Annotated in this window: 13 protein-coding genes, 1 other RNA gene and 1 riboswitch; of the genes, 9 read left to right on the plus strand and 5 right to left on the minus strand. The window is 46.8% G+C overall.

The features are described from left to right. The first annotated feature begins 2 nt into the window (after positions 1 to 2). Together MRK00_06180 and MRK00_06185 are read left to right on the plus strand one after the other, a co-directional pair. Positions 3 to 3521, plus strand: a complete 3519-nt coding sequence (locus MRK00_06180; protein MDR4516959.1) for a mechanosensitive ion channel — start codon at positions 3 to 5, stop codon at positions 3519 to 3521. 38 nt (positions 3522 to 3559) lie between these two features. Then, positions 3560 to 4540 (plus strand): isoaspartyl peptidase/L-asparaginase, encoded by a 981-nt coding sequence (locus MRK00_06185; GenBank protein ID MDR4516960.1) that lies wholly within the window; start codon positions 3560 to 3562, stop codon positions 4538 to 4540. A gap of 124 nt (positions 4541 to 4664) precedes the next feature. Here MRK00_06185 and MRK00_06190 read toward each other — a convergent pair whose 3' ends face one another. The 5 genes from MRK00_06190 to MRK00_06210 form a co-directional block, all read right to left on the minus strand. Further along, on the minus strand, positions 4665 to 4964 hold the full coding sequence (locus tag MRK00_06190; GenBank protein ID MDR4516961.1) for a YceK/YidQ family lipoprotein: 300 nt from the start codon (positions 4962 to 4964) through the stop codon (positions 4665 to 4667). 49 nt (positions 4965 to 5013) lie between these two features. Then, complete coding sequence (locus MRK00_06195) at positions 5014 to 5427, minus strand: hypothetical protein (protein ID MDR4516962.1); 414 nt, start codon at positions 5425 to 5427, stop codon at positions 5014 to 5016. A gap of 66 nt (positions 5428 to 5493) precedes the next feature. Continuing rightward, positions 5494 to 5794, minus strand: an RNA gene (gene rnpB, locus MRK00_06200) — RNase P RNA component class A. A 117-nt stretch (positions 5795 to 5911) separates the two neighbouring features. Then, complete coding sequence (locus MRK00_06205; protein ID MDR4516963.1) at positions 5912 to 7225, minus strand: TolC family outer membrane protein; 1314 nt, start codon at positions 7223 to 7225, stop codon at positions 5912 to 5914. A gap of 87 nt (positions 7226 to 7312) precedes the next feature. After that, the gene (locus MRK00_06210; GenBank protein ID MDR4516964.1) at positions 7313 to 7990 is read right to left on the minus strand and encodes a protein-L-isoaspartate O-methyltransferase; all 678 of its coding nucleotides are present in this window, start codon (positions 7988 to 7990) and stop codon (positions 7313 to 7315) included. A 60-nt stretch (positions 7991 to 8050) separates the two neighbouring features. Continuing rightward, a riboswitch (TPP riboswitch) is annotated at positions 8051 to 8156 on the plus strand. Between the two features lie 33 nt (positions 8157 to 8189). Between MRK00_06210 and thiC the strand changes: the two genes are divergently transcribed. The 7 genes from thiC to MRK00_06245 all read left to right on the plus strand — a co-directional run bounded on the left by thiC (position 8190) and on the right by MRK00_06245 (position 12783). Next, on the plus strand, positions 8190 to 10085 hold the full coding sequence (thiC, locus tag MRK00_06215; protein ID MDR4516965.1) for a phosphomethylpyrimidine synthase ThiC: 1896 nt from the start codon (positions 8190 to 8192) through the stop codon (positions 10083 to 10085). Between the two features lie 16 nt (positions 10086 to 10101). After that, positions 10102 to 10929 (plus strand): undecaprenyl-diphosphate phosphatase, encoded by an 828-nt coding sequence (locus MRK00_06220; protein MDR4516966.1) that lies wholly within the window; start codon positions 10102 to 10104, stop codon positions 10927 to 10929. Between the two features lie 45 nt (positions 10930 to 10974). Further along, positions 10975 to 11385 (plus strand): nucleotidyltransferase domain-containing protein, encoded by a 411-nt coding sequence (locus MRK00_06225; GenBank protein ID MDR4516967.1) that lies wholly within the window; start codon positions 10975 to 10977, stop codon positions 11383 to 11385. Positions 11386 to 11396: 11 nt separating this feature from the next. Next, positions 11397 to 11684, plus strand: a complete 288-nt coding sequence (locus MRK00_06230; protein MDR4516968.1) for a DUF86 domain-containing protein — start codon at positions 11397 to 11399, stop codon at positions 11682 to 11684. 138 nt (positions 11685 to 11822) lie between these two features. Continuing rightward, the gene (locus MRK00_06235) at positions 11823 to 12056 is read left to right on the plus strand and encodes a DUF86 domain-containing protein (protein MDR4516969.1); all 234 of its coding nucleotides are present in this window, start codon (positions 11823 to 11825) and stop codon (positions 12054 to 12056) included. Positions 12057 to 12224: 168 nt separating this feature from the next. Then, positions 12225 to 12536: a BrnT family toxin gene (locus tag MRK00_06240; GenBank protein ID MDR4516970.1), complete on the plus strand. Its 312-nt coding sequence runs from the start codon at positions 12225 to 12227 to the stop codon at positions 12534 to 12536. Next, positions 12511 to 12783, plus strand: a complete 273-nt coding sequence (locus MRK00_06245) for a BrnA antitoxin family protein (protein ID MDR4516971.1) — start codon at positions 12511 to 12513, stop codon at positions 12781 to 12783. Before MRK00_06240 ends, MRK00_06245 begins: the two co-directional genes overlap by 26 nt. Positions 12784 to 12837 lie beyond the last annotated feature (54 nt).

A 12837-nucleotide genomic window follows, 5' to 3' on the forward strand; every position in this document is an offset into this window, starting at 1 on the left:
TTTTGAAAGTAAATTTGATAACCTTATTGCGCCCAAACAAGGCGCCGACAAACCGGGTATTTTTTTTATGGGTGACTTTGCTCATTTTATTTGTTTTCTTTTTCGGTTTTTACAATCCAGTTTTAGCTGCAAAAAAGGAAAATTCATTTCACGAAATTGAAACAGCGCTAAAAGAAAATCGAAACAAATTCAGCATAACACTGCTAGATATTGAAGAACGTATCGCGACCTTAAAAAAGATAGAACAACTGGATCCCCAGCAACAATCCGAGTTATCGTCACTAAGTCAGGCGCATGATTTTTTGCACAAGAGCATAGACTCAGCTGATCGTGCTTTGAAATATGTTGAATCTTCGCAAAATGCACCACAGCAACTCAAAATCATTGAACGGAAATTGGATACACCGCTGCAACAAGAAGAATTAAAGGCTGAAAATATTGACCTGAAAAAACCACTGGAAAAACTTGAAGAGCAGTTTGATACCGTCAGAAGCGCACAGACAGATGCACAGAAAGCACGAACGGAAATTGAGCAGGAAATTACGCGGCGTACTGAGCGCCAACCTAAAATCGCAGAAGATATTGAGTTTACACGCAAACGTATAGACGAATTAAAACAGAAAGCATCCACAGTTTCTGAACTGACGGATGACTCGAACATAGAAGCACAAAAAATCGCACAAAATGCAGAAATTAATTATTTAACACAATTACTTCAGGAGCTTAAACTTGAAGACCGAAGCTACAATCAGCAACGTGAACTCTTGCGTGCACAGCGGCATGCGGCGGAGCGTGATCTATTGATTGCAGAACGAAACTATAATATTTTTGAAGAAATTATCAATCAACTGCGTGCAGAAGCTGCCGCCCATGCAAAGCAAGCAGCGGATACTGCCAGCCAAGCCGCTGATACAGCCCATCCGCTTGTGCGGGCAATCATTGATGAAAATTCCTTTCTTGCTGCCGAACTGGAAAAAATTACAGTAAGCAGCGCGGCTTTGAGTGAAGAGAAGAAACAACTGGATCAGGCCTTTACCAGGACACAACGCAACTATGATCGAATCCGGGAAAAAATTGCACAGATCGGTTTAACCAATGCAATTGGTTTAAAGCTGCGTAATGACCGGAAACAGTTACCCGATATCGGCTTACACGAAAAGAAAATAGAGATTCGCAATCTGGAAATCAATCAAGTTCAACTTAGGCGCATCGAGCTTGAAGATCGATTACTGGAATTAGTTGATATAAACCAAGATGCCATACGTCTGATAGACGATGCCAACATTAAATTAACTGGTGATGCACTGAATAAGCTGCAAGCTGCAGTCTATCAGGCGCTATACAAACAAAAAGAAGATTATCTTGATGAACTGATTAACGCCTATGATGTTTATTTCGAAAATAAACTCTATCCAACCCTTGAAAAGGAGTTGAAATTCATCGCATTGATCAAGGATTACAAGGAATTCATCGATACCCGTATTCTATGGATTCAAAGCGCACCGGTTATACAGCTGCATGATATTCAACGTCTGGGTGCAGCAGTAGCTTGGCTGCTTGATCCGCAATCATGGATACAAACGGTATCTTATTTGGGCAATGATTTTCGTAAAAACTTTCTGGTTATTTCGCCATTCCTTTTCTTTGTAATTGGATTGCTTATTATGCAGAGCAATTTAAAAAGAAAATTATCGTCATTGGGGCGTTATGTCACCAAACTGAGTAAAGCGCAATTCATCGATACACTATGGGCTGTGGTGGTGACACTATTAATGGCGCTTGCCTGGCCACTATTTATTTATTTGATCGCCTGGCGTATCCAGCATATTGAAAGCGACTCAGCATTCATACTCGCGCTGGGATGCGGGCTTTCTGCTTTGGCCTATTTGTTGTTTTCCGGTTTGTTGCTGCGCCACTTATGCCGAAAAGAAGGACTTGGAGAACTGCATTTTCGCTGGAAGCCTGAAAACATGGCATTGATCAGGAAACAACTTGCCTGGTACCTGTCTGTCACATTGCCTTTAGTCCTTATTTTTGTTATGACCCTGGAGCAACCTACTGAGGCACATCATGATTCCCTGGGACGTCTGGTTTTTTTCATATTAATGGCTGCGACAACGCTGTTGGTTTATCGTTTGCTGCATCCAGCAAGCGGTTTACCTAATAATTATCTGGAAAAACATACCGAGGGCTGGATCAGCCGTCTAGCAAATCTATGGTTCCCAATTCTCACGATAACGCCAATCTGTCTGGCCATTACAGTGGCCATTGGTTATATGTATACCGCCGGACAGCTGTCATTACTGATCATCAACTCATTAATGCTGGTTTTTGCGGTGATTATTGCAAGAGCGCTCTTCATTCGCTGGTTAAACATTGAGCAGCGCAAACTGGCAATTGAACAATGGCGCAAAAGATTAGCAGCACAGGACGATGAAAAGGGCAAAACAGCTGATGCAGGAGAACAAATCAGTGTCGAAGAAGACGAACTGGATGTCGAAACCATCAGCACCCAAACCATGAAGCTTCTGAATACAGCGCTCTGGTTTACAATAGTCATCGGGCTTGCATTAATATGGGCGCAGGTTTTACCGGCGTTTAACATGCTCAACGATGTCGTGTTATGGAACACGACAGTAACCAGTACCGAAGGCGGTAGTGAAACGACAAGTTTGGCCCCGATCACTTTGGCTAGCCTGTTACTGGCGATAGTTATTTTTATGATGACTTTTTTTGTTAGTAACAATATTCCGGGCTTGCTTGAAATTGCTATTTTACAGCGATTGCCTTTTACACCGAGCGGTCGTTATGCCATTGCTTCTATCGCGCGTTACTTCATCATTATTGTCGGTTTTGCCATGACATTCAGTGCGCTGGGAATTGGCTGGTCAAAAGTGCAGTGGCTTGCGGCCGCCGTAACTGTTGGGCTTGGTTTTGGATTGCAGGAGATTTTTGCAAATTTTGTATCCGGGTTGATCATACTGTTTGAGCGGCCGGTTCGAGTTGGTGATGTGGTAACACTGGGTAATATCAGCGGTAAAGTCTCTCGCATCCAGATGCGTGCAACAACGATTATCGATTGGGACAGAAAAGAACTCATTATCCCCAACAAGGAATTTGTCACCGGTCAGGTCATCAACTGGTCGTTGTCGGACTCAATTTTACGTATTGTCATTCCTGTCGGTATTGCGTATGGATCCGATACAAAGCTTGCCAACGATATTCTGTTGTCGATTGCGCATAATCATCGCAATGTGCTCGTTGAGCCCGAACCCAGTGCACGTTTTGTCGCTTTTGGCGACAGTTCGCTGAATTTTGAACTCAGAATCTACATTCCTGATCCTGATTTGTTTCTGGAAACGCGGCACGACTTGCTTATGGAAATCGACCAGCGCTTTCGTGAAGCAAAAATCGAAATTGCCTTTCCGCATCAGGATATTCATATTAGAAGCCTGCCCGACCAAATTTCCATTGTTTCAAGATCGGAGACCATGGGTCAGTCAAATGGACAGACAATCTAATTGCCCACTATACGCATACCTGATTACATAGGATCAGCATGACAACAGAAAATTGTCCAATCCGTCTGGTGATTCACGGAGGAGCCGGTGCAATCCGGCGCGACAGGCTGAAGCCGGAACGCGAGCGGATGTTCATACAGATACTGTCACAATCGCTGCGTGAGGGATATGCCGTACTTGCTGCTGGTGGAAGCAGTGTCGATGCCGTAATCGCCGCGATAGTGGTAATGGAAGATTCACCTGTTTTCAATGCAGGCAAGGGTGCGGTATTCAGTCATGAGGGACATAATGAACTCGATGCATCGATCATGGATGGTTACACGCGAATGGCTGGTGCGGTTGCTGCGGTCAAAACGATCCGTAACCCGATCCGTGCGGCGCATGCAGTAATGACGAAAAGTCCGCATGTGTTGCTAATCGCTCAGGGTGCGGAAACCTTCGCGGCTGAACAAAGCCTGGAGATTGTCGACGCATCGTTTTTTTACACGCAACACCGCTGGGATCAGTTACAAAAAGCCATTGCCAAGAAACAGATCGTACTCGACCATGATTTGGTAGCCGATTCCTTGACTGACAATAACGAAAAACATGGCACCGTAGGCGCTGTTGCACTTGATCGCTATGGCAATCTTGCCGCCGGTACATCGACGGGCGGCCTGACTAACAAACGCTTTGGCCGTGTTGGCGACACGCCCATTATCGGTGCCGGAACTTATGCAGATAATCAATCGATAGCTGTATCCGCAACCGGTACCGGCGAAATGTTCATCCGCACTGCGGCAGCATTCAATACAGCGGCACAGGTAAAGCTGCAACACAAATCGATTGTCACGGCTGCTGACAATACACTGGCGGAAATCTCGGCTATTGGCGGTGAAGGTGGATTAATCGTACTGGATGCAAACGGTAACACCGCCATGCAGTTTAATACCCGCGGCATGTATCGTGGGATGATCAGCAACGACGGGATTGCACGCGTTGGTATTTTTGCCGACACTGAATTGTTGGTTGTGTCCTGAACGGTAGGCAGGGGCTTCCTTCAAATCCTGAAAGGATGGTTTCTTTGTTCAATGTAAATTTCAAAAGGGGAATAACTTGCAGAAATAACGTTTGGGGATATGGGGTACATAATGCCCCGACCGGTTATAGGCCCAGTTCCTGAGTTATGACCGATGATGCGGTCATGGGTAAAATTAATGTGTCAAGCGCAAAACTTGCGGGTAAATCGAGAAGCGGATACTTGGGCGGTGCAATCTTAAACTTTTTTTGCGCATAGCGGTTGCCCGTTATCGTGTGAATGTTAAGCCGGGTACCGCTGTAAACTCTCGGACTCGAGGTGCCATGTTTGGCGACAGAAATCGTCTGATAGGTTGCGCAACCGGTAGATAATACAATAACAGCACCGCTAAGAATAGCGACCACAAGAATTTTGAAAGATTTCATTTTAGAGTTCCCGGCGTGTGGGCTGGCAACTTAATGCCGTCTATAAAAATTATTCCTTACGCAATACATTGACTTCCTCAATACGTTCATGTTCATCATAGCTGACATGAAACGCCATTTCAGTGCCATCAAAATACAATTCAGTCGGTGTGCCGATGATCTCCCAGAGGCCCAGCGTAAAAACATCCGCTGCAGCGTGAAAAAGGACTCTCCCTGATTTTGCTACCTTGCTGTAACCCTGAACGAAAATAAATATTTCGATTTTTTTTCCTTCATTTTTTTCGCTGATAAAAGGCGGTCCGAACTCGGCGAGTATTTCATTTCTGGGCGTTCCAACCGCAAATAATGCAACATTTTTTGCGGGCGGCTGTTGCGCGGCGAGGAATACGGAACAACCGGATACAGGCAAAATCAACACGGTTATAAGTATGGCCGAATATAGCCATCGCTTCATGGTATTCATGAAAGAATATTCCTGAGGCTTGGTATGGAGGCAAAATGGCGCACACGATCACTCTGGTAAACATATGAAAGAAGCTGGCCGATAAGCCGGATTCTGTCGTGGACAGTCATTCATCTAGATGTGCGGTTGCCCGCACATTCAAGCAACCCACCCGCAGGCTCCGCGAGCAGCCTCATCGCCTGCCTATTTGGTCTTGCTCCAGATGGAGGTTGCCGCGTTTCACCGTAACTGAATACGCTCGTCTCTGTGGCCCTGTTCCTCGCCTCACGGCGTTCGGCCGTTAGCCGACATCTTGCTCTTTGGAGTCCGGACTTTCCTCTGCCTGTTGTCCAAGCGGACAGCAGGCAGCGACTGTCTGGCCAGCTTCATCCGTATTTTATCATTTCATACATGATTTTGTTTGATCAACAAACCTTCAGAATCTTCATGCGTAAAGAAATTTACACTACTGAAATTGCACGCGTTATTAAATTTTAATGGTGCGTTATCCTCGCAGCATATCATTAATCTGTTGCAGCACTGCTTCATCAAGCTCTCCCGCCTCCGCGCTCAAGCGTAATCGTGACATCAGATAGTTGTGGTAGGCCTTGGCCAGATCACGCCGGGCGGAGTAAAGCTGCTGCTGGGCGTTCAAAACATCGACTTCTGTTCGAACGCCGACTTCCTGCCCGAGCATTGTTGAATCGAGTTGCGTCTGGCTGGATACCAGGGCTTGCTTCAACGCTCTAACTTGTGCAATACCATTGGTTACATTGAGATATTGCTGTCTGACTTGCAACTTAACATTGCGGCGGAAATTTTCCAGATCATGGCGCGCTCTTTCCTGGTTGGCTATTGCTTCTCGCACTCTTGATTGCGTGCCGCCCCCTTGATATATTGGCAGATTCAATTGCAATCCGATGGACGCCGTTGTCAGGTCGCGGCCAATTCCTGTGAATTGTGCGCCAACGCCTGTTTGATCACTGTATGCTGCAACCAGGTCCAAAGTCGGGAGATGCTGCGCCGCGTTTCTTTTGACTTCCTTGGCGGCCAGGTCATAGGCAGCTTGCTGGACTTTTAATGTAAAATTTTGTTCTTCCGCGACTGCCACCCATTCATCCATACTGTCATAATGTAGACTCAGCAGATCGGCAGCAATTTCACGGCTACTCGCAAGCCGCTCAGGAAAACGGTTGATAATACCCTGCAGTGTGCGCTTACTGATTTCCAGTGCATTGCGTGCAGCAATTTCTTGTGACAAAGTCAGATCAAAGCGCGCCTGCGCTTCATTGGTATCGACGATTGTTGCAATGCCAACCTCAAAATTGCGTTTTGCCTGTTCCAGTTGTTTGAGAATTGCTTCTTTTTGCGCTTCAGCAACTTCGACATCAACCTGCGCATCAAGCACATCGAAATAAGCCTGGGCGACACGCAAAATCAAATCTTGCGCGGCGATTACAAATTGCGACTCAGCCTGGGATACCTCGGTTTTAGATTGCGCATAAATAATGAAATTCTCTAAACGGATAAGCGGTTGCGTTGCGGAAATAGTGACGCCACGGCTTTGAATGGTATTTGTAGTCGAACCGAACTTGACTTCCTGGGCTTGACGAGTCGCTAACAAACTAATGTTAGGTAGAAACCCGGCTCGGCCCTGAACAATTTTTTCCTGCGCAGCCTGATAAGCTGACCGGGCAGATTGATACTGTGCATCCATCTCGAGCGCTTCCTGATAGACGTCCATTAAATTTGCAGCGCTGAGCAAAGCACTCGTAGAAGTGCCTGCCATAAAAACAAGCAAAATAAATGCGTTACGCATGATTTTCATCTTGACTGCCGGTAGATTCTTTTGAACATTTTCATTGTAAAAAAATTCCCGGATAATGCTTTAATGCCTGAGCGAAAATCAAAAGGTAAACCTGCTTGCTTGCGCTGCGTTAATCAGTGCGGGTGTGCTGGTTTCAAATAGCTTTTGAGCGCTAAATTCCCCGGGTGCAACACAAGTAATCAATTCGGCATCCATGACAGGGTCTTCCCCGATAATTGCAAACAGGCGGCCACCGGGATTCAGGCTGTTTTGAAAACTATCGGGCAACACGGGCGTGGAAGCCGTTATCACAATTACATCATAAGGTTCATGTTTGGACCAGCCATGCGCAGCATCGCCCTGTTCCAAGGTGACATTGGCAAAATTGTGTGCTTTCAGGTTGGCTTCGGCCGTGCTTTTAAGTTCCGGGGAAATTTCAACACTGTATACATGGCTGCCCAGATGCGCAAGCAATGCGGTCATATACCCGCTACCGGTGCCGACTTCGAGAATTTTATCTGTTTTCTTGATATGCAATTCCTGCAGGATGCGTGCTTCCATCTTGGGCGCCAGCATGACTTGACCGTTTCCCAGTGGGATTTCCATGTCAACAAAGGCGGCTTTCCGATACGCGGCCGGGACAAATTCCTCGCGACGGATTTCATACAGAAGATCGAGCACTTTATCGTCCAGCACATACCATGGACGGATTTGCTGGACGACCATGTTGTATCGTAAATGTTCAAGAGTTTGTTCGGGGTTCATTTCAATGTTCATATGCTTTCTGTTTAAAAAAATAATATACTTGCAATTATTTCACATTTCCATTAGCTTCACAGCATCAGCTAGGGGTCCATTTCCTGAATTTTTGGAATTTTGGTGAGAAAGTCCCTTATTACCTGACGCGGATAATGCCGCCGTAGGGAAGCTGGAGCTTGCTCTCCCGCTCTTTTATGGCATTTTAAGGAGCAACTTAATGAGTATTACAGTTCTAAATCAAAAAAATTTTTCCAGCGCCACGGCCGCTGTCGATGAAGCCGCCATAAAACCGTTACCCAATTCGCGCAAAATCCATGTACAGGGTTCGCGTCCCGATATACAGGTACCGATGCGCGAGATCAGCCAGAGCGATACCATGACCACTGACGGTGCGGAAAAAAACCCGCCGATCTGGGTTTATGACACTTCCGGTCCGTATTCCGACCCGGCTGCCAGAATCGATATTCGTTCGGGCCTGCCCGCCTTGCGTGAACATTGGATTAGCGAACGCGACGACACTGAAATCATGGAAGGCTTGAGTTCTTCCTATGGCCAGGCGCGATTGCAAGACTCTAAATTAGCTGACATGCGCTTTAACTTGAAACGGCAACCGCGTCGCGCTAAAGCGGGAAAGAATGTAACACAAATGCATTATGCGCGACAGGGCATTATTACACCGGAAATGGAATTTATCGCCATTCGCGAAAATCAGCGCTATGAAGCCTTTAATGCCGAAAACCATGATTTATTGACGCGACAGCATGCCGGACAACACTTCGGCGCATTTTTACCGCAAAAAATCACGCCGGAATTTGTGCGTGACGAAGTCGCGCGCGGCCGCGCGATTATTCCGGCAAATATCAATCACCCGGAATCGGAACCGATGATCATCGGACGCAATTTCCTCGTAAAAATCAACGCCAACATCGGCAATTCCGCATTAGGCTCGAGCATACAGGAAGAAGTCGAAAAAATGACCTGGGCGATCCGTTGGGGTGGCGACACTGTAATGGATTTATCCACTGGCAAAAATATTCATGAAACGCGCGAATGGATTATCCGCAACAGTCCGGTGCCGATCGGCACGGTGCCGATTTATCAGGCATTGGAAAAGGTCGACGGCAAAGCCGAAGAACTGACCTGGGAGATTTTCCGCGATACGCTGATTGAGCAGGCCGAGCAAGGAGTTGATTATTTCACCATTCACGCCGGCGTGCGTTTGGCTTATGTGCCGATGACGGCGAAACGCATGACCGGCATTGTTTCGCGCGGCGGTTCGATTATGGCGAAATGGTGTCTGGCGCATCACAAGGAAAGCTTTCTGTATACCCACTTCGAAGAAATCTGCGAAATCATGAAAGTATACGATGTCAGCTTCTCACTCGGCGACGGCCTGCGCCCCGGTTCGATTTATGACGCCAACGATGAAGCACAGTTCGCTGAACTGAAGACTCTTGGGGAATTAACCAAAATTGCCTGGAAACATGACGTGCAGACCATGATCGAAGGTCCCGGCCATGTGCCGATGCACTTGATCAAGGAAAACATGGATTTGCAACTGGAACATTGCGATGAAGCGCCATTTTATACCCTGGGACCGCTGACAACCGATATTGCCCCCGGTTACGATCACATTACTTCGGCCATAGGCGCGGCAATGATTGGCTGGTACGGCACCGCAATGCTGTGCTATGTGACGCCGAAAGAACATCTTGGCCTGCCGGACAAGGACGATGTCAAGGACGGCATTATCACGTATAAAATTGCAGCGCATGCCGCCGATCTGGCGAAAGGCCATCCCGGCGCGCAGATTCGCGATAACGCCCTGTCCAAGGCGCGTTTTGAGTTCCGTTGGGAAGATCAGTTCAACCTGAGTCTCGACCCTGACAAGGCGCTGCAGTTTCACGACGAAACCCTGCCTCAGGAAGGCGCCAAAGTCGCGCATTTCTGCTCGATGTGCGGACCGCATTTCTGCTCGATGAAAATTACCCAGGACGTCCGTGATTATGCCGCCAAACAAGGTGTCAGCGAAGATGAAGCCCTCAAACAGGGTATGGATGAAAAAGCCGCCGAATTTAAAAAAGCGGGCGCTGAAATTTATAACAAGTTATAAATAATCTGGAACCCGCATGGACCTAGTTTTACTTTTTAAAGCGTTAATCCTTGGCATTGTTGAAGGGCTGACCGAATTTCTGCCGGTTTCATCCACCGGTCATTTAATCCTGGTTGGCGATTTGCTGGACTTCAACAGCGACCGGGAAAAAGTGTTTATGATCGCCATCCAGCTCGGCGCGATTCTGGCGGTTTGCTGGGAATACCGTCAGAAAATCACCGATGTCGTGATGGGAATCGGCTCGGACAAATCGGCGCAACGCTTTGTCCTGAACCTGCTCATCGCGTTCATGCCAGCGGCCATCCTGGGTCTGCTGTTTATCGATGTGATCAAGCAGTATCTGTTTAATCCGTTGTCCGTTGCTACCGCGCTGGTCATCGGCGGGATTGTGATTTTATGGGCGGAACGGCGCGATCACAAAATTGAAGTCGAGCAGGTCGATGACATGGACTGGAAGCACGCACTGAAAGTCGGCTGCGCACAATGCCTGGCGTTGATTCCAGGCACCTCGCGCTCCGGCGCGACCATCATCGGCGGCCTGCTGTTTGGCCTGTCGCGCAAAGCTGCCGCCGAGTTTTCCTTTTTCCTGGCAATTCCAATCATGTTCGCCGCAACGTTCTACGACGTCTACAAAAACCGCGCCATTCTGGAGTTTAACGACATCGGCATGTTCGCCGTCGGCTTTGTCGCCGCATTTTTCAGCGCCCTCATTGCCGTGCGCGGCCTGATCCGCTTTATCAGCAATCATGATTTTACGTGGTTCGCCTATTACCGGATAATTTTTGGGTGCATCATATTGCTAACAGCGTATACAGGCGTTGTGGGGTGGTCGGAGTTTGGGTAAAGCGAAGGATGTGTAAATGGAAGTTCTAACCTTTACGCTGCTGACATGAAGCACGAAATGATCCTTCAATCCATTCTTAATTTCTATCCCGATATTCAAGGCGTCTATCTTTTCGGCAGTTACGATACCGGCAACGAGCGGCCGGACAGCGATATAGACCTGGCGTTACTTTTGCCTTTTCATTCCGCTGTCAGATCAAAAGATTTACCCTTATCGCCCTGCCGCGTTGATCTGGAAACAAAACTGGGACGTAACGTTGATTTGATCAATTTGCGCATGACCAATACAGTTTTGCAAAATAAAATCCTGAATGCCGGACGGCTTATCTTCGTTCATAAGCCGGAAGCAATCCGTGAATTCGAAATGCGTGTGCTGTCCGATTACCAAAAATTGAATGAAGAACGAAAAGATATTTTGGAAGACTTCCATCGCTCCGGACGCGCGTACAGAATATGAATGATACACTGATGCAAAAGATTCAAAGTACCCAGCGGTGCATTCAAAGATCCCGGAAAATTTACCGGAAACATCAAAACCGCTTTTTGCAAGACCTTGATGCGCAAGATGCCGCTGTTTTAAATTTGATCCGGTCTTGTGAACTGGCTATCGACATGGCCAATTACATTATCAAGAGAGATAAGCAAGCACTCTATCCATATGATATTACCGGGCTCAGTGGGCTTGTCAGTGTACATGGCAAGGCGTGCCTTGCAGGAAATAGTGTTCATTGCCAAAAGACACAACGCAGTCCATGAGCGCTGACAAGCTCACCCACAGGGCGTTACCGTGGTGTCCTGCAGCCGTGTTACAGTACTTGAAAAGGGAACAACCCTTTCCTGTGTACTGTGCCTAGCTGCAGGACACCACGGTAACGCTGTACCTGACACTATCATATGGATAGAGTGCTAAGTATTCCCACTTCCAGTGCAGAGAGCTTCGAACTGCTCGCCCGGAGTAACACAATAAGCCACCAATTGGCGCAGCGGCTCAAGCAAATGGTCGGCTTTCGTAATCTCGCTGTACATGAATACCAGGAAATCGACTTTAACCGGGTTGTTGAAATTATTGAACATGACCTTAATGATCTTGTGGCGTTTATGGATCGGGTCATGATGCTGAGCGAGTAGTATGTTAATGTGTAATGTGTAATGTGTAAAAACAAATATAGATGCTGGGTTCATGAATTCATCTCAATAGCATTGATTGTGTGTGAACGCAAGACCTGAACATCCCGCTAGAATTTTCAAGTGTTTTTGTTTTCTTGCCAGTTTTGTATATGATGGTAATATACGTTTATGATTAACTGGGCACAAATATATGGTTTTGACTGGGATGAAGGTAATTCTCGCAAGAACATAGTGAAGCATGACGTTGGACAACTCGAAGCGGAGCAAGTGTTCTTTAACCAGCCAATCTTGATTTTGTCTGATTCTAAACATAGCCAAAGGGAAGCACGTTACCATGCGCTTGGCATTACCGATGATGCCCGATTGCTGCACGTTACCTTTACCCTACGAAATAATGGAAAATTGATTCGCATTATTTCCGCTCGTGATATGCACCGTAAAGAGAAATTTTTTTATGAACAAAACCAAAAAGATTCCTGATTTTAAAACAGAAGCTGAAGAGCGAGCTTTCTGGGAAAGCCATGATTCCAGTGATTATGTTGACTGGTCCAGGGCTCAATCGACTTCTTTTCCCAACCTGAAACCATCAACCAAAACAATCTCGCTCAGATTACCTGAAGCGTTGTTGAATCGTATAAAGATTGAAGCAAATAAGCGTGATATGCCATATCAGTCTTTGATTAAGATCTGGCTCGCTAATGACGTAGAAAAAAGCCGTGGTTCTTGATGGTCCTGCGCGTCAAGTGATGTTGCAACATTCATTTTCCCTTTAACCGATAAT

The organism is Nitrosomonas sp., assembly GCA_031316255.1.
Lineage (GTDB): Bacteria > Pseudomonadota > Gammaproteobacteria > Burkholderiales > Nitrosomonadaceae > Nitrosomonas.

Bases quoted from the DNA above. Each gene is read 5' to 3' on its own strand.
- MRK00_06185 (MDR4516960.1), top strand. From the start codon at position 3,560: ATGACAACAGAAAATTGTCCAATCCGTCTGGTGATTCACGGAGGAGCC.
- MRK00_06205 (MDR4516963.1), bottom strand. From the start codon at position 7,225: ATGCGTAACGCATTTATTTTGCTTGTTTTTATGGCAGGCACTTCTACG.
- MRK00_06195 (MDR4516962.1), bottom strand. From the start codon at position 5,427: ATGAATACCATGAAGCGATGGCTATATTCGGCCATACTTATAACCGTG.
- MRK00_06190 (MDR4516961.1), bottom strand. From the start codon at position 4,964: ATGAAATCTTTCAAAATTCTTGTGGTCGCTATTCTTAGCGGTGCTGTT.
- MRK00_06230 (MDR4516968.1), top strand. From the start codon at position 11,397: ATGCAAAAGATTCAAAGTACCCAGCGGTGCATTCAAAGATCCCGGAAA.
- MRK00_06240 (MDR4516970.1), top strand. From the start codon at position 12,225: ATGATTAACTGGGCACAAATATATGGTTTTGACTGGGATGAAGGTAAT.
- MRK00_06235 (MDR4516969.1), top strand. From the start codon at position 11,823: ATGGATAGAGTGCTAAGTATTCCCACTTCCAGTGCAGAGAGCTTCGAA.
- MRK00_06245 (MDR4516971.1), top strand. From the start codon at position 12,511: ATGAACAAAACCAAAAAGATTCCTGATTTTAAAACAGAAGCTGAAGAG.
- MRK00_06220 (MDR4516966.1), top strand. From the start codon at position 10,102: ATGGACCTAGTTTTACTTTTTAAAGCGTTAATCCTTGGCATTGTTGAA.
- MRK00_06210 (MDR4516964.1), bottom strand. From the start codon at position 7,990: ATGAACATTGAAATGAACCCCGAACAAACTCTTGAACATTTACGATAC.
- MRK00_06225 (MDR4516967.1), top strand. From the start codon at position 10,975: ATGAAGCACGAAATGATCCTTCAATCCATTCTTAATTTCTATCCCGAT.
- thiC (MDR4516965.1), top strand. From the start codon at position 8,190: ATGAGTATTACAGTTCTAAATCAAAAAAATTTTTCCAGCGCCACGGCC.